This window comes from Actinoplanes sp. DH11 (assembly GCF_020873875.1).
In the GTDB taxonomy this organism is placed as follows: domain Bacteria; phylum Actinomycetota; class Actinomycetes; order Mycobacteriales; family Micromonosporaceae; genus Actinoplanes.
Genome location: NZ_JAHWGU010000008.1, coordinates 98,045 through 113,529 on the forward strand (window position 1 = coordinate 98,045; position 15,485 = coordinate 113,529).

Genomic DNA, 15,485 nt, shown 5'->3' on the forward strand with positions numbered 1-15,485 from the left:
ATTCGGGGCGCCCTCGTATGCTCAGGTCGCAAAAACATCCTATGTATCGCAGTTGTCAGTCCAGGAGAGCACATCATGAAGCTGCTGCGGGTCGGCGAGCCAGGCGCGGAGGTGCCAGCCGTCCTCGACGAGGACGGTGCCGCGTACGCACTCACCGATCTCACCTCCGACATCGACGGGCCTTTCCTCGCCGGCGGTGGCGCCGACCGCGTCGGGCGCGCGCTGGCCCGGCGGACGTTGCCACCCCTGGACCTGACGGGATCTCGCATCGGGGCTCCGGTAGCCCGGCCCGGCAAGGTGGTGTGCGTCGGCCTGAACTATCGCGACCACGCCGAGGAGACCGGTGCCGCTGTCCCCGAGCGGCCGGTGGTCTTCATGAAGGACCCCGCCACAGTGGTGGGCCCCTACGACGCCGTCCGCATCCCGCGAGGCTCGGTCAAGACCGACTGGGAGGTCGAGCTCGCCGTCGTCATCGGCGCCGAAGCCCGCTATCTGGCGCGGCCCGCCGAATCCGCAGCCCACATCGCCGGCTACGCCGTCAGCAACGATGTCTCCGAGCGGGAGTTCCAGCTCGAGTACTCACACCAGTGGGACCTCGGCAAGTCCTGTGAGACCTTTAACCCGCTCGGGCCCTGGCTGGTGACCCCGGACGAGGTGGGCGACCCACAGACTCTCGGCCTCCACCTGTCGGTCAACGGCGCGGTACGCCAGAACGGCACCACCAGGAACATGGTCTTCGACGTCGCGCATCTCGTCTGGTATCTCAGCCAGTACATGGTGCTGCGTCCGGGCGACGTCATCAACACCGGCACGCCGGCAGGCGTGGCTCTCGGCCTGCCCGGTACCCCTTACCTGCGCTCCGGGGACACCGTCGAGCTGTCCATCGCGGGACTCGGTACCCAGCGCCAGACCTTCATCGCCGCGTGAAAGGCACCGACTTGTCGAGCACCTCCGCGCGGATCACCGCCGTCGACACCTATGACATCCGCTTCCCGACCTCACGAGGACTCGACGGGTCCGACGCGATGAATCCCGACCCCGACTACTCCGCCGCGTACGTCGTGCTGCGGACCATGTCCGGCGGACCGGAGGGTCACGGCTTCGCCTTCACCATCGGCCGGGGCAACGACGTCCAGGTCACCGCCGTCGACGCATTGCGCGATCACGTCGTGGGACGCTCCGTCGCCGAGCTGTGCGCCGACCCCGGCGGGCTCTACCGCGACCTGATCGGCGACAGCCAGCTGCGCTGGCTCGGACCGGAGAAGGGCGTCATGCACATGGCGATCGGGGCGGTCGTCAACGCCGTCTGGGATCTGTCGGCCAAGTGCGCGGGCAAGCCGCTGTGGCAGTTGCTCGCCGATGCGGACCCCGCCTGGCTGGTCTCTCAGATCGATTTCCGCTACCTGACCGACGCGCTGACCCCCGACGAGGCGCTGGAGCTGCTGCGGCGGGGCAGGCGGGGCGCCGGCGAGCGAGCCGCCGCCCTGCGACGCCGCGGATATCCCGCCTACACGACGTCCCCCGGCTGGCTGGGGTACTCCGACGAGAAACTCGCCAGCCTCGCCCGGCAGGCCGTCACCGACGGATTCACCCAGATCAAACTGAAGGTCGGCGCCGACCTCGAGGACGACATCCGCCGTTGCCGCGCCGCCCGCGAGGCCGTGGGACCGGACATTCGCATAGCCATCGACGCCAACCAGCGGTGGAACGTCGGGGAGGCAGTCGAGTGGATCACTGCGCTCGCACCGTTCGATCCGTACTGGATCGAGGAACCCACCAGCCCTGATGATGTCCTCGGCCACGCCGCCATCCGACGTGCCGTACAGCCGGTGAAGGTAGCCACCGGCGAGCACGTGCAGAACCGTGTCGTCTTCAAGCAGCTCCTGCAGGCGGGCGCCGTCGACATCCTGCAACTGGACGCGGTCCGGGTCGCGGGCGTCAACGAGAATCTCGCGATTCTGCTGCTCGCCGCCAAGTTCGGCGTCCCGGTCTGCCCGCATGCCGGCGGTGTCGGCCTGTGCGAACTCGTCCAGCACCTGTCGATGTTCGACTACGTCGCCCTCACCGGCACCACCGATGACCGGGTCATCGAGTACGTCGACCACCTGCACGAGCACTTCGTGGACCCGGTGGTGATCAGCGGCGGTTGTTACCGGGCACCCAGCTCGCCGGGCTTCTCCGCCACCATGCACCAGTCCAGCCTCGATACGTACACCTATCCCGGCGGCACGTTCTGGGTGACCGACGCCGTCGCCGGCACGTCCGGCACGCCCATGGAGGTCGACGCGTGACAAACGATCTGCACGGTCTCACCGCCCTGGTCACCGGAGGTGCCTCCGGCATCGGCCTGGCCACGGCCCAGCTGCTCAGCGAGCGCGGCGCGAACGTCGCGGTCCTCGACCTCGATCCCCACGGTGTGCCCTCCCCCCTGCGTGGTCTTGCCGCCGACATCACCGACGACCGCTCCGTACGCTCGGCCGTGGGCCACGCCGCCGATGCATACGGCGGGATTGACATCCTGGTCAACAACGCCGGCATCGGCGCCGCCGGAACCGTCGCGGACAACACCGACGAGCAGTGGCACCAGGTACTCGACGTCAACGTGCTCGGCATCGTGCGGATCACCCGCGCCGCCCTGCCGTACCTGCGCGTGTCACGGGCCGCCTCGGTGGTCAACCTCTGTTCCATCGCCGCCACCGCCGGCCTGCCGCAGCGCGCGCTCTACTCGGCGAGCAAGGGGGCCGTGCTGTCGCTCACCCTGGCCATGGCAGCCGACCACATTCGCGAGGGCATCCGGGTCAACTGCGTCAACCCGGGCACCGTCGACACCCCGTGGGTCGGCCGGCTACTGGCCGCCGCCGCGGACCCGACGGCCGAGCGTGCCGCACTCGAAGCCCGGCAGCCCACCGGCCGTCTGGTGACCGCGGACGAGGTGGCCGCCGCGATCGCCTACCTGGTCTCACCGGCCGCCGGCAGCACCACCGGGACCGCCCTCGCTGTCGACGGCGGCATGGCGGGGCTGCGTCTGCGCCCCGCTGCCCAGCCGTGATCTCGCGGCAGGACCGGCTGGGGCACAGTGCCGTGCCGGTCACCGCGCTCTCCTTCGGCGCGGCCGGCATCGGCAACCTGTTCACCCCGATCACCGACACACAAGCCGAACACGCCGTTGCCGCCGCCTGGGACGCCGGCGTGCGGTACTTCGACACCGCGCCGCACTACGGCCTGGGGCTGTCCGAGCGGCGGCTCGGCGCCGCGCTGCGCGGCCGGCCGAGGTCCGCGTTCACCGTGTCGACCAAGGTCGGCCGGCTGCTCGAACCCGTGGCCGCCGGGGGCGACGACCACCCGAACGGCTTCGCCGTGCCGGCCACCCACCGACGCGTCTGGGACTTCAGCGCCGAAGGCGTCCGCCGCTCCCTGCACGACAGCCTCGAACGTCTCGGCATCGACCGGGTCGACATCGCCTATCTCCACGACCCCGACGACCACGCCGAGCAGGCCCTGCGCGAGGCCTATCCGGAGCTGGAAAGACTGCGCGACGAGGGGGTGCTCGGCGCGATCGGCGTCGGCATGAACCGCACCGGATTGCTCGCCCGCTTCATCCGCGACACCGACATCGACGCCGTCCTGCTGGCCGGCCGTTACACCCTGCTCGACCAGAGCGGCCACGCCGAGGTGTTGTCGCTCGCTGCTGAGCGCCGCGTCGGTGTCGTCATCGGCGGCGTCTTCAACTCCGGTCTGCTCGCCGACCCGCGGCCCGGCGCCACCTTCGACTACGCCACCGCGCCCGACGGACTGATGACCCGCAGCCTCGATCTGAAAGCCGTCTGCGAGCGCTACGGCGTACCGCTACGTGCCGCCGCGCTGCGCTTCCCGTACGGTCACCCGGCCGTCGCCAGCGTCTTGCTCGGCGCCCGCAGCGCCGCAGAGGTCCGGGACGCCGCCACCCTGCTCCAGCGGCCCGTCCCGGACGAGCTCTGGGCAGAGCTGAGGGAGCGCGGGTTGCTGGCGCCGGCCGTGCCCACGCCGGTGCGGGAGCACTGATGCGCGTCGCCCTGTTCGTCACCTGCTTCAACGACACCCTCTTCCCGGGCACCGGCCGGGCGGTGCTCACGGTGCTGGAGCGGCTCGGTCACACCGTCGACTTCCCCCCGGAACAGACCTGCTGCGGGCAGATGCACTTCAACACCGGGTACCGCCCGGAAGCGGCCTCCCTCGCCGCCCGCTTCGCGCGTGTCTTCGCCGGGTACGACGCGGTGGTCACGCCGTCCGCCTCGTGCGCGGGCATGGTCCGCGACGGCTACCCGCTGCTGGCGGAGCGACATGGGGACGGCGTCGACGAGCAGCGGATCGCCGACATCGTGCCCCGGGTACACGAGTTCACGGCGTTCCTCACCGATGTCCTCGGTGTCACCGACGTCGGCGCGCGCTTCCCGCACCGGGTCATCTATCACCCCACCTGCCATTCGCTGCGCGGACTGCGCCTGGGCGACCGGCCGCTGAGCCTCTTGCGCGCAGTCCGCGACATCGACCTCGTGGAGCTGCCGGGCGCCGACTCGTGCTGCGGTTTCGGCGGCACCTTCGCCGTGAAGAACGCGGAAACCTCCGGGGCCATGCTGGCCGACAAGACCGCGGAGGTCCGGGCAACCGGCGCCGACGTGCTCTGCGCTGCCGACAACTCGTGCCTGATGCACATCGGCGGCGGGCTGTCCCGGCAGGGCAGCCGTGTGCGGACCATGCACCTGGCCGAGATTCTCGCCGCCACCGAGAGAGGCGCGTCATGACCGCACCCACCGATCGCGGCGTCGTCTGGCTCGGCTCCCCCACCTTTCCCGACGCCGCCCGCACCGCCCTGCTCGACACCCAGCTGCGGGCGAACCTGAAACGGGCCACCACCACCATCCGCGCCAAGCGCCACGCTGCCGCCACCGAACTGGACGACTGGGAGGCCCTGCGCGACTCGGCCGCGGCGATCAAGAGGCGCACCGCCCGCCATCTCGGCCGGTACCTGGTGCAGCTGGAGCAGACGGTGACCGCAGCCGGCGGCATCGTGCACTGGGCCGGTGACGCCGCCGAAGCCAACCGCATCGTCACCGACCTGATCCGCGAGACCGGTGAGACGGAGGTCGTGAAGGTCAAATCCATGGTCACGCAGGAGATCGGCCTCAACGAACATCTCCTCGACGCCGGGATCACCGCCTATGAGACCGACCTCGCCGAACTCATCGTGCAGCTGGGTGACGACCGCCCGTCACACATCCTGGTTCCGGCCATCCACCGGAACCGGACCGAGATCCGCGACATCTTCGCCGCTGAGATGGGCCGCTGGGGACGCCCCGCACCGGAAGACCTCACCGACGACCCGGCCGAACTCGCCGAAGCCGCCCGGCAGCATCTGCGGCACAAATTCCTCACCGCCAAGGTCGCTGTCTCCGGCGCCAACTTCGCGGTCGCCGACACCGGGACGCTCGTCGTCGTGGAGTCGGAGGGCAACGGCCGGATGTGCCTGACCCTGCCGGAGACGCTGATCACTGTCATGGGCGTCGAGAAGGTGGTGCCCACCTGGTCCGACCTCGAGGTCTTCCTCCAACTGCTGCCCCGCTCCGCCACCGGCGAGCGGATGAACCCGTACACCTCCACCTGGACCGGCATCACCGACGGTGACGGACCGTCCCGGTTCCACCTGGTGCTCCTGGACAACGGCCGCACGGACACCCTCGCCGACACCGTCGGCCGCGAAGCGCTGGCCTGCATTCGCTGCTCCGCCTGCCTCAACGTCTGCCCGGTCTTCGAACGCACCGGCGGCCACGCCTACGGCTCCGTCTACCCGGGGCCGATCGGCGCCGTCCTCACGCCGCAGCTGGCGGGCATCGACCGGGCCGCCACGCTGCCCTTCGCCTCCACCCTGTGCGGCGCCTGCTACGACGCCTGCCCTGTCAAGATCGATATTCCGGCGCTACTCGCCCATCTCCGGGCCGGGGTGGTGGAGTCCGAACGTGCGCGCAGACGGCTGCCCACGGCTGAGGCGATGACGATGACGGCCGCCGCCACCGTCCTCGGCTCTCCGGCCCTGTTCGACGCCGCCCAGAAGGCCGGTTCTCTGGGGAGCCGGGCCATCGCCCGGGACGGCCGCATCGGACGGCTGCCCGGACCGCTGCGAGGCTGGTCCGCCACCCGGGACACCCCGGCCCTGCCCGCCGAGTCCTTCCGCAGCTGGTGGCGCAAGAACCGGGACAGTGACCGATGACCAGCCGCGACGCGATCCTGAGGCGCATCGCCGCCGCCCTGGCCGACGTACCCGCCGACGAGAGCCCCGACGACGTACCGGTTCCGCGCGACTACCGCCGCAGCCACACCAGCCCCGGCGGTGACCTGGTCGCCCTGTTCACCGAACGAGTACGCGACTACCGTGCCACCGTCACCCACGCCGGCCGGGCCGGCCTGGCCGCCACCCTCGCCGCTGTCCTCACCACCCGTGGTGTGCGGAACCTGGCCCTGCCCGACGGCTTCCCGTCCGGTCTGATTCCGCCCGGCGACTGGCAGTGGCATCGTGAACCGCTCGACGTGCCGTCGCTGGACGCGCTCGACGGGACGCTGACCCTCGCCGCGGCCGGTATCGCGATCACCGGGACTCTCGTGCTCGACGCGGGCCCCGGACAGGGCCGGCGGGCCTTGACGCTCGTACCGGACTACCACCTGTGCGTGATCCGGGCCGATCAGTTCGCCGCCGACGTTCCCGACGCCCTCGCGCGCCTGGACCCGTCCCGGCCGTTGACCTTCATCTCCGGACCGTCCGCCACCAGCGACATCGAACTCGACCGCGTGGAGGGCGTGCACGGACCTCGCGTCCTGGACGTCGTCATCGCCGACCCCTCGGACACCCCTCGGGAGCAGCCATGAGAATTGCTTTGCACACCCGCGTGCGTGCGGACCGGATCGCCGAGTACGAGGCTGCCCACCGGGTGGTGCCCGCCGAACTCACCGCCGCGATCCGGGCCGCCGGCGCGAGCTCGTGGACCATCTGGCGCAGTGGCGTCGACCTGTTCCACCTGCTGGAGTGCGAGGACTACGGCCGGCTGCTCGCCGAGCTGGAGCGCCTGCCCGTCAACGTCGCCTGGCAGGCCCGGATGGCCGGGCTGCTCGACGTCACCCACGATTACTCCCCGAACGGCGCCGGCGCCGGTCTACCGGTGGTCTGGGAGCTGTGATCGCGGCACGCTGACCGCGCGTGCCTCCCGCCGCGTGCCTCCCGGGTGCGGACGGCGCTTACGCCGAATCAGCTCACAGCGCCTTGCGCAGCCACTCCTCCACCCCGGCCACGTGCACGGTCGCCCAGGACCGCGCCAGCTCGGGCTGGCGCGCCGCGATCGCGTCGACGATGGCCTGGTGCTGCTCGCGGGTCCGGGCGACCGCGCCCTCCTGCGTGACGCCGCGCCAGATTCGGGCCCGGGTGGTCGGCCCGGACAGCCCGTCCAGCAGTGAGCACAGCACGGTGTTGCCGGAGCCGAGCGCGATCAGCCGGTGGAACTCCAGGTCGCCCGCGACGAGCCGTTCGACGTCCTGGGTGTCGCCGAGACCGTCGATCACCGCCTGCAGCCCGGCGACCTGGGCGTCGCTCATCCGTTGCGCGGCCAGCGCGGTGGCGGCCGGCTCCAGGATGCGCCGGACCTCCAGGAACTCCAGCACGGTGTCGTCCTGATGGAAGTCCACGACGAAACCGAGCGTGTCCAGCAGCAACTGCGGGGCGAGGCTTGTCACGTACGTGCCGTCACCCTGGCGCACGTCCAGAACCCGGATGATCGACAGCGCCTTGACCGCCTCGCGCAGCGAGTTGCGCGAGAGCCCGAGGCGTTGCGCGAGGTCGCCCTCCCGGGGGAGCCGGTCCCCGGGCCCGAGCTCGCCGGACGTGATCATCGACTTGATCTTGCCGATCGCCTCGTCGGTAAGGGCCATCACTGCCTCCGTGCGAAAGAAAACATCAGGGTACGGGCGACGCCCCGACCGCCGGCGTCAGACCCGCAGCCGGTACACGCGCGTGGCCGTGCCGCCGAGGATCGCGGCCGAAGCCGCCGGTGACAGCGGCCCGAGCGCCTCCAGCACTGCCCGGCGCACCCGGCCGTAGCTGCCGGCGAGCAGGCACACCGGCCAGTCGGAGCCGAACATCAGCCGGTCCGGGCCGAACCGGTCCAGCGCCTCGCGCACGAACGGGCGCAGATCCCCGGCCCGCCACGTCGTCCAGTCGGCCTCGGTCACCAGTCCGGACACCTTGGCCGTGACGTTGGGCTGCTCGGCGAGGGCCGCGAACGGCCCGCGCCACCGGGCCAGCCCGGCCGCGCCCGCCCGCACCGGGGGCTTGCCGAGATGGTCGAGCACGAACCGCAGCTGCGGCACCGCCGCCGCCGCCCGCGCCGCCGACGCCAGCTGATCGGCCCGGACGACCAGGTCGAACGCCAGCCCGGCCGCTGCCACCGCCCGCAGGCCCCGGCGTACGTCCGGGCGGTCGAGGTGATCCGGGTCCGGGTGTGCCTGCACCTGGGCGCGCACCCCGACCACCCGGTCGCCGCCGGGGCGGCGCAGCTGCCGGGTCAGGCCGGCCGCCAGCACCGGATCGCTCAGCTCGGCCCAGAGGACCACCCCGGCGATCTGCGGCGCCTCGGCCGCCCACCGCAGCAGGTCGCCGGACTCGGCATCGTCGCAGCGCGCCCCCTCGACGAGCACCGACCGGTCGGTCCCGTTGGCCCGCAGTTGCGCCTGCAGCTGCGCGACGGTGAACGGCCGCCGGATCGGGCTCATCGCAGCGTCGGCCAGCCAGGGGTACTGCTCCGGGGCGGTCCACAGGTGATGGTGGGCGTCAACGGTGACCATCACCTGTGCCCGGCGCCCGGTCGCCGCTCCGGGTGCGGGGTGATCTCCACGGCCATCTCAGTCCTGCGCCTTTCCGGTGGTGAGCCGGGCCAGCATCAGCGCCACCAGGATGACCAGGCCGTAGATGGCCTGGATCCACTGCGCCGACACCCCGGCAAGCGTGAGGATGTTGTTGATCAGGCCGAGCACCAGCACGCCGCAGAGCGCGCCGAACAGCGTGCCCTTGCCGCCGTCCATGCTGATCCCGCCGATGACCGCCGCGGCGAACACCGTGAAGATCATGCCGTCGCCCTGTGCCGCCGCGACTGACCCGAGCCGGCCGGTCATCAGCAGTCCAGCCAGCGCGGCAAGCATGCCACCGACGATCAGGACGGTCCACACCACCCGGTCGGTGCGCACACCGGCGGCCCGCGCGGCGTCGACGTTGCCGCCGATCGCGTACAGCGCCCGGCCCTGCCGCAGATAGCCGAGCACACCGATGCCGGCGGCGAACAGCAGCCCGGTCATCCAGACGGACGCCGGCAGGCCCAGCCACACCGCGCTGCCCAGGTAGAGCACCGACGGCGGCAGCTCGAACAGGTTCTGCCCGCCGGTGATGCCGATCTGCAGGCCACGCAGCACGATCAGCATGCCCAGCGTCACGATGAACGCCGACAACCGCAGCCGCAGGATGAGCAGGCCGTTGAACGCGCCGACCGCCGCACCCACCAGCAGGCAGAGCGGCACCGCGAGCGCGGTCGCCCACCCGGTGCCGAACCCGCCCGCGGCGGCCGGGACGACAAGCACCACGGCCAGCGCGGGTGCCAGGCCGACGACCGACTCCAGCGACAGGTCGAACTTGCCACTGATCAGGATCAGCGCCTCGGCCAGCACCACCAGGGCCAGTTCGGTCTGTTGCTGCATGACGTTGGTGAGGTTCGTGGCGGTCAGGAACACCGGGTCGATCAGGACGCCGACCAGCAGCAGTACCAGGATGGCGGGTAGCAACGCCAGGTCACGGAAGCGGGCCAGGCGCACCACCCGGCGGGGTGGCGCGACGGCCGGTGAGATCGCGGTCAACGGATACCCTCCATTGCGGCCACCAGAGCCGCGTCGTCCCAACCCGCGGCGAATTCGGCTGTCACCTCGCCGTGGAACATCACCAGCACCCGGTCGCAGTGCCGCAGGTCGTCGATCTCGTCGGAGATCAGCAGCACGCCGGTGCCGGCGGCGGCCGCGTCGCGGACCGCGCCGAGCAGCGTCTGTTTGGAGCGCACGTCGACGCCGGCGGTCGGTGCGATGAGCACGAGCACGTCCGGGTCGGTCGACAGGGCGCGGGCCAGAACGACTTTCTGCGCGTTGCCGCCGGACAGGTTGGCGACCGGCTCGGCCGGGTCGCCGGTCTTGATGTCGTAGCGGGCGACCATCTCGCTCGCCACGGCGGCACGCCGGCGGGGCAGGATGACCGAGCCGGGTCCGAGCCGGTCCCCGATCGGCATCGTCGCGTTCTCGGCCACCGACAGCAGCGGCACGAGCCCTTCGCGGTGCCGGTCCTGCGGAACCAGTCCGATACCCGCGGCCAGCGCGGCCGGGACGCTGCCCGGCCGTACCGGCACGTCGCGGACCCGCACCGTGCCGGCGGCGGCGCGGCGCAGGCCGGCCACCGTCTCGGCGAGCGCCACCTTGCCGCTGCTGCCGGAACCGGTCACCCCGACGATCTCCCCGGCCCGCACGGTGAGCGTGACGTCGTGGTAGCCGCCGGGCAGATCGAGCCTGTGCACGTCGAGCACCGCGGGCGCGGTTCCGGTGATCGGCTGCCGTGATGGCGGTGCGATGCTTCCGGCCCCCTCGCCGGTCATCGCGTCGACCAGAGCGTCGCGGCCGATCTCGGACACCGGCGCGGTGAGCACCCAGCGGGCGTCGCGCATCACGGTGACGGTGTCGCACACGTCGAACACCTCGTGCAGGTGGTGGGAGATGAACAGCAGTGTCACGCCGGCGGTGGCCAGGACCCGCATGCGCTGGAACAGCCGCTGGATCGCGTCGGCGTCGAGTCGGGCGGTCGGCTCGTCGAGGATGACGAACCGGGCCCCGGCCGACAGGGCGCGGGCGATCTCGACGAGCTGCCGCTGCTCGACGCCGAGGTCACCGGCCGGGCGGGCCGGGTCGACCGCGATGCCGTACTCGTCGAGCAGGTCGGTGGCGGCGGCGCGTAGCGCCCGCCAGCGGATCCACGGTGACCTGGCGCCGGGTACGGCCTCGGCGTGCCGGTTGACGAACAGGTTCTCGGCCACGCTGAGCTCGGGGATCACGGTGCTCTTCTGGTACACGCAGGCGACGTGCTGCCGCCAGCGACGCCGGTCGGCCGGTGCGGGCGCCGGCTCGCCGTCGAAGCGCAGGGTACCGCTGTCCGGCCGGTTCAGGCCGGTCAGGATCGACACGAGCGTGGACTTGCCCGCGCCGTTGCGCCCGACCAGCGCGTGGGTGGAGCCGGGGGTGATCGTCAGGCGCGCGTCGGCGAGGGCGACGGTGGCGCCGAAGCGTTTGCTGATGCCGCTCGCCTCCACGGCGGCCGTGGTGCCGGGCATCGTCATCTGCCGATCTGGTTTCCCCACAGCGCGGCGTCGTCGACGTTGCCGGCCGTGACGAGCGGGGCGGGGAGCTGGTCCTCCAGGACGCCGTTGCCGAGGTCGACGATGGTGCTGTCGTGGTCGGTGGGTCCGGGCTTGAATGTCGTCCCGTCGATCGCGGCCTTGGCGTAGAAGGTCGCGTACTTGGCGTACAGGTCGGCGGGCTGCGACACGGTGGCGTCGATCTCGCCCTTGCGGATCGCCTCGAGTTCCTGCGGGATACCGTCGTTGGAGACGATGGTGATGTGCTGGGGGTCCGACGGGGGCACGAGCACACCCTTGGCGCGCAGCAGTTGCAGTGTCGGCGCCAGGAAGACGCCGCCGGCCTGCATGTAGATGCCGTTGATGTCGGGGTGCTGGGCCAACCGGGTCTGCAGGGCCGCGGACGCCTTGGCGCCCTCCCACTCGGTGGGCTCGGCGAAGACGGTGATGCCCGGGAACTTCGTGCTCATGCACTGGGCGAAGGCCTCGGAGCGGTCGCGGCCGTTGACCGAGGACAGCGATCCCTGGAACTCGACGACCTTGCCCTTGCCGCCGAGCTTCTCGCCGAGGAACTCGCAAGCCTGTTCTCCGTACGCGCGGTTGTCGGCGCGCACGACCATGAACACTCTGCCCTTGTCGGGGCGCGTGTCGACGGTGACGACCGGGATTTTCTTCTGTTCCAGCATGGCCAGCGTGGAGGCGATGGCGCCGGTGTCCTGCGGCGCCATGACGACAGCCTGGGCGCCCTGGCTGACCAGCGCCTGGCTGTTGGCGACCAGCTTGGCGACGTCGTTCTGCGAGTTGGTCGGTGCCATCAGCTCGGCGCCGGCCTCCTCGGCGTAGGCGGGCACGTACTTGGCATAAGAGTTCCAGAAATCGGAGTCGGCGCGGGGCAGGTCCAGGCCGATCCGCGGGCGGCCGTCGCCGCCGGAGGCGGTGGTCTCGGATCCGCCACCGCAGGCCGTGGCGGTCAGGACGGCAACCGCGGCCAAGGCGGCGCCGGTGGAACGCAAAAGCCGTGTCATGAATCCCTCATTCCCAGGTCGGGCGTGGCGAGGCCCGTACACATCGGATGTTTAACAGCGATGCATCATCCCGGCAAGAGCAGCGACTCGACTTTTGATCTCGTTGGTCCTCGTTACACCGCGAGGAGCTGCCGTAATACTCCGAGGCATTGACAATAAAAAACATCCCATGTTAACTCCGGATGCATAGAAGGGTCCCTATGCATCCCCGGGAAGGAATATCCGTGAGATCACTGGCACGCGCCGCCGTGCTGTCCCTGATCGCCGCCTCGCTGAGCGTCACCGCTCCCTCCGCACCGGCCGACGCCGAACCCGCCGCGTTCAACGGCGCCATCACCGGGCTGGGTAGCGGTCGCTGCGTCGACGTCCCCGGCGCCTCCACCACTGACGGCATCGGCCTGGTCCTGTGGGACTGCTCCGGCCAGGTCAATCAGGTCTGGACCCGGCTGGCCGACACCACGATCCGCAACCGCGGCAAGTGCCTGACCGCCACCGGCGGCGCCGCCACCATCGCCACCTGCGGCACCGCCACCAACCAGCGCTGGACCTACGACACCACCGCACGCACCCTGCGCAACCAGGGCACCGGCACCTGCCTCGACGCCACCGGCGGCGGCACCGCCAACAACACCCACCTCATCCTGTGGTCGTGCGGCACCGCCGGAAACCAGCAGTGGCGCATCGGTGCGGCCGAATACCAGCCGCTGCTCAACGTCGGGTTCGGCGGCTCATTCACCACCACCAGCGGCTACACCCCGGCCCCCGGCGAGCTGGTCGACGGCCGGCTGACCCGGCTGGCCGGCAGCGAGACGGCCGAGGGCTCCGCGGTCACCCTCACCGGCGGCACCACCGGGATCGGCTTCGCCCCGCGCATCGCGCTGACCAGTGCCAAGCATGTGAACCGGAGCGTCCTGGCCGAGGCGGTCGTGCGCCGGCAGGCCGGAGCCACGATGGCCTTCGACACGCTGCTCAGCCTCGCCGGCGGCGCCTACTACCGGTACGCCAGCGGCTCACAGACCACCACCCAGTTCGGCATGTACGGCCCGGACGCCCCCTACTACGACACCCGGCAGAGCGAGCCGAACCTGTCGGACACCCAGAACACTCACGTGGCGCTGGCCTACGAGTACCTCAGCGACACCTCGGCACGCCTCGAGGCGTACGTGAACGGCTGCCGCGTCGGCACCACTGTCACCACCCCGGTGGCCGCGGCCAACGCCGCCCAAGGCCTGCTGACGTTCGGCAACGACGCGGGCACGACAAACCGTGGCTGGCACGGCACCCTGGACGCGGTCGCCCTGGCGACGATGCGCAGCGCGGCCGGGCCCGCCGACTTCCAGCTCGACGCGCCGGCGTGCGGTGGCACCACCACCCCACCCCCGGCCGGCTGCGGGGACAACCCCGGCACCAGTGGCCCGGTGATCCCGGCCAACGTGATCCTCGTCGACCCCTGCGACACCGTCGACCGGATCCGGCAGAAGGCCGGCCAAGTCGTGCCGAACCCGGGGCAGCTCGACTGGCAGCGGCAGGAGCTGACCGCGTTCCTGCACTACGGCATGAACACGTTCACCGGCGTCGAATGGGGCAGCGGCGACGAGGACCCGGCCCGGTTCGACCCGGCGACCGTCAACCCGGCGCAGTGGATGGCGGTGCTCAAGCGCAACGGCTTCAAACAGGTCATCCTCACCGTCAAGCACCACGACGGGTTCCTGCTGTACCCGTCGCGGTACAGCACCCACTCGGTGCGGTCCAGCCCGTGGTGGGGCCGGACCGCACAGAGCGACATCGTGCGGGCCACCGTCGACGCCGCGCGCGCCGCCGGGCTGGGTGTGGGCTTCTACCTCTCCCCCGCCGACGGCGCGGAGATCCCGGGCCGACGCGGCGGCGACCGGTTCGGCAACGGCAGCGCCCGGCGCGCGGTGACCATCCCGACGCTTGTCACCGGTGACACCCGCACCCCGGCGCGCAGCTACACCTACCAGGCCGACGACTACAACGCCTATTTCCTCAACCAGCTCTACGAGCTGCTCACCGAGTACGGCCCGATGACCGAGGTCTGGTTCGACGGCGCGAACCCGTACACCGCGTACCCGCAGAACTACCAGACCGGCGACTGGTACCGGCTGATCAAGGCGCTGCAGCCGGCCGCCAACATCGCGATCAACGGCCCGGACGTGCGCTGGATCGGCTCGGAGTCGGGCGCCTTCCGCGCCGACGAGTGGAGCGCGCTGCCGTTCACCGGCATCGACCCGGCCGCCCTCAACCGCGATGACGACCTGCTCAGCGGGGCCCAGTCAAGTGACCTGGGCTCGGCCGCGCTGATCGGGCGCAACCTAGGCAGGATCACCTACCTGTCCTGGTACCCGGCCGAGGCCGACGTGTCGATCCGGCCCGGCTGGTTCTGGAAGTCCGCGCAGAACGGCTCGGTGAAGCAGTCCGACGCCCTGGTCCGGCTCTACGAGAACGCGGTCGGGCGCAACGCCAACCTGCTGCTCAACGTGCCACCCAACCAGGCCGGCGTGCTCGACACCCCGGACGTCGCCGCGCTCGACGCGTTCGGCGCCACCGTCCGCGGCCGTTACGGCACCGAGCTGTTCGCCCGCACCGGCGCCACCGGCACCGCCGCCGCGCTGACCGACGCGGCGCTGGGCACGTTCTGGTCACCGGCGGGCGGCGCCGCCGCCGGTGCGGTCGAGCTGACCGCCTGCCGGGCCCGCACCTTCGACCGGGTGCTGGTGCAGGAGTCGATCGGCAACGGTCAGCGCATCGAGGCCTTCGCCGTTGACGCCTGGGTGGGCGGCGCCTGGCGGCAGGTCGCCAGCGCCGGCTCGGTGGGCCACAAGCGGATCCTGCCGCTGTCCGCAGCGGTCACCAGCGACCGGCTACGGCTGCGGGTCACCGCCGCCCGCGGCATCCCGCAGGTGGCCACGCTCACCGCGTACGCCACGGACACCGCCGCCAACCCGGCGTCCTGCTGACCCGTCCGCACCAGAACTCCGGCCTGATC

Annotated in this window: 14 protein-coding genes; 9 read left to right on the forward strand and 5 right to left on the reverse strand. The window is 71.3% G+C overall.

All coding sequences use genetic code 11. From position 1 onward, the window contains the following. The first annotated feature begins 75 nt into the window (after nt 1–75). From LPA41_RS13700 to LPA41_RS13735, 8 genes are read left to right on the forward strand one after another with little or no spacing between them, the layout of a single operon-like run. Nucleotides 76–927 carry a fumarylacetoacetate hydrolase family protein gene (locus LPA41_RS13700; protein ID WP_229070701.1) on the forward strand — a complete coding sequence of 284 codons (852 nt, stop codon included), beginning with the start codon at nt 76–78 and terminating at the stop codon, nt 925–927. After that, nucleotides 924–2,291 carry an L-fuconate dehydratase gene (locus LPA41_RS13705; RefSeq protein ID WP_229070702.1) on the forward strand — a complete coding sequence of 456 codons (1,368 nt, stop codon included), beginning with the start codon at nt 924–926 and terminating at the stop codon, nt 2,289–2,291. Before LPA41_RS13700 ends, LPA41_RS13705 begins: the two co-directional genes overlap by 4 nt. Next, nucleotides 2,288–3,049, forward strand: a complete 762-nt coding sequence (locus LPA41_RS13710) for an SDR family NAD(P)-dependent oxidoreductase (protein ID WP_229070703.1) — start codon at nt 2,288–2,290, stop codon at nt 3,047–3,049. Before LPA41_RS13705 ends, LPA41_RS13710 begins: the two co-directional genes overlap by 4 nt. Beyond that, nucleotides 3,046–4,041 carry an aldo/keto reductase gene (locus LPA41_RS13715; protein WP_229070704.1) on the forward strand — a complete coding sequence of 332 codons (996 nt, stop codon included), beginning with the start codon at nt 3,046–3,048 and terminating at the stop codon, nt 4,039–4,041. Before LPA41_RS13710 ends, LPA41_RS13715 begins: the two co-directional genes overlap by 4 nt. Beyond that, nucleotides 4,041–4,781: a (Fe-S)-binding protein gene (locus LPA41_RS13720; RefSeq protein ID WP_229070705.1), complete on the forward strand. Its 741-nt coding sequence runs from the start codon at nt 4,041–4,043 to the stop codon at nt 4,779–4,781. Before LPA41_RS13715 ends, LPA41_RS13720 begins: the two co-directional genes overlap by 1 nt. Then, on the forward strand, nt 4,778–6,244 hold the full coding sequence (locus LPA41_RS13725; RefSeq protein ID WP_229070707.1) for a LutB/LldF family L-lactate oxidation iron-sulfur protein: 1,467 nt from the start codon (nt 4,778–4,780) through the stop codon (nt 6,242–6,244). Before LPA41_RS13720 ends, LPA41_RS13725 begins: the two co-directional genes overlap by 4 nt. Further along, nucleotides 6,241–6,897: an LUD domain-containing protein gene (locus LPA41_RS13730; RefSeq protein ID WP_229070709.1), complete on the forward strand. Its 657-nt coding sequence runs from the start codon at nt 6,241–6,243 to the stop codon at nt 6,895–6,897. The genes LPA41_RS13725 and LPA41_RS13730 overlap by 4 nt, the downstream gene beginning before the upstream one ends. Next, the gene (locus tag LPA41_RS13735) at nt 6,894–7,205 is read left to right on the forward strand and encodes an L-rhamnose mutarotase (RefSeq protein ID WP_229070711.1); all 312 of its coding nucleotides are present in this window, start codon (nt 6,894–6,896) and stop codon (nt 7,203–7,205) included. Before LPA41_RS13730 ends, LPA41_RS13735 begins: the two co-directional genes overlap by 4 nt. Before the next feature lie 73 nt (nt 7,206–7,278). Here LPA41_RS13735 and LPA41_RS13740 read toward each other — a convergent pair whose 3' ends face one another. Genes LPA41_RS13740 through LPA41_RS13760 form a run of 5 tightly spaced genes read right to left on the reverse strand, consistent with a single transcriptional unit; the run spans nt 7,279 to nt 12,478 of the window. Further along, nucleotides 7,279–7,950, reverse strand: a complete 672-nt coding sequence (locus LPA41_RS13740; protein WP_229070713.1) for a FadR/GntR family transcriptional regulator — start codon at nt 7,948–7,950, stop codon at nt 7,279–7,281. A gap of 57 nt (nt 7,951–8,007) precedes the next feature. Continuing rightward, nucleotides 8,008–8,862, reverse strand: a complete 855-nt coding sequence (locus LPA41_RS13745; protein WP_229070715.1) for an amidohydrolase — start codon at nt 8,860–8,862, stop codon at nt 8,008–8,010. Between the two features lie 57 nt (nt 8,863–8,919). Continuing rightward, nucleotides 8,920–9,921, reverse strand: a complete 1,002-nt coding sequence (locus tag LPA41_RS13750; RefSeq protein ID WP_229070717.1) for an ABC transporter permease — start codon at nt 9,919–9,921, stop codon at nt 8,920–8,922. Beyond that, entirely contained in the window at nt 9,918–11,435 is a 1,518-nt protein-coding gene (locus tag LPA41_RS13755) for a sugar ABC transporter ATP-binding protein (RefSeq protein ID WP_229070719.1), read from the reverse strand. Before LPA41_RS13755 ends, LPA41_RS13750 begins: the two co-directional genes overlap by 4 nt. Continuing rightward, the gene (locus tag LPA41_RS13760) at nt 11,432–12,478 is read right to left on the reverse strand and encodes a sugar ABC transporter substrate-binding protein (protein ID WP_229070722.1); all 1,047 of its coding nucleotides are present in this window, start codon (nt 12,476–12,478) and stop codon (nt 11,432–11,434) included. Before LPA41_RS13760 ends, LPA41_RS13755 begins: the two co-directional genes overlap by 4 nt. A 224-nt stretch (nt 12,479–12,702) precedes the next feature. On the opposite strand from LPA41_RS13760, the gene LPA41_RS13765 reads away from it, so the two are divergent. After that, nucleotides 12,703–15,456 carry an alpha-L-fucosidase gene (locus LPA41_RS13765; protein ID WP_229070724.1) on the forward strand — a complete coding sequence of 918 codons (2,754 nt, stop codon included), beginning with the start codon at nt 12,703–12,705 and terminating at the stop codon, nt 15,454–15,456. Nucleotides 15,457–15,485: the final 29 nt, after the last annotated feature.

Excerpts from the sequence above, each read along its gene's own strand:
- LPA41_RS13700 (WP_229070701.1), top strand. The coding sequence starts at position 76 with ATGAAGCTGCTGCGGGTCGGCGAGCCAGGCGCGGAGGTGCCAGCCGTC.
- LPA41_RS13720 (WP_229070705.1), top strand. The coding sequence starts at position 4,041 with ATGCGCGTCGCCCTGTTCGTCACCTGCTTCAACGACACCCTCTTCCCG.
- LPA41_RS13725 (WP_229070707.1), top strand. The coding sequence starts at position 4,778 with ATGACCGCACCCACCGATCGCGGCGTCGTCTGGCTCGGCTCCCCCACC.
- LPA41_RS13730 (WP_229070709.1), top strand. The coding sequence starts at position 6,241 with ATGACCAGCCGCGACGCGATCCTGAGGCGCATCGCCGCCGCCCTGGCC.
- LPA41_RS13735 (WP_229070711.1), top strand. The coding sequence starts at position 6,894 with ATGAGAATTGCTTTGCACACCCGCGTGCGTGCGGACCGGATCGCCGAG.
- LPA41_RS13740 (WP_229070713.1), bottom strand. The coding sequence starts at position 7,950 with ATGGCCCTTACCGACGAGGCGATCGGCAAGATCAAGTCGATGATCACG.
- LPA41_RS13745 (WP_229070715.1), bottom strand. The coding sequence starts at position 8,862 with ATGGTCACCGTTGACGCCCACCATCACCTGTGGACCGCCCCGGAGCAG.
- LPA41_RS13755 (WP_229070719.1), bottom strand. The coding sequence starts at position 11,435 with ATGACGATGCCCGGCACCACGGCCGCCGTGGAGGCGAGCGGCATCAGC.
- LPA41_RS13760 (WP_229070722.1), bottom strand. The coding sequence starts at position 12,478 with ATGACACGGCTTTTGCGTTCCACCGGCGCCGCCTTGGCCGCGGTTGCC.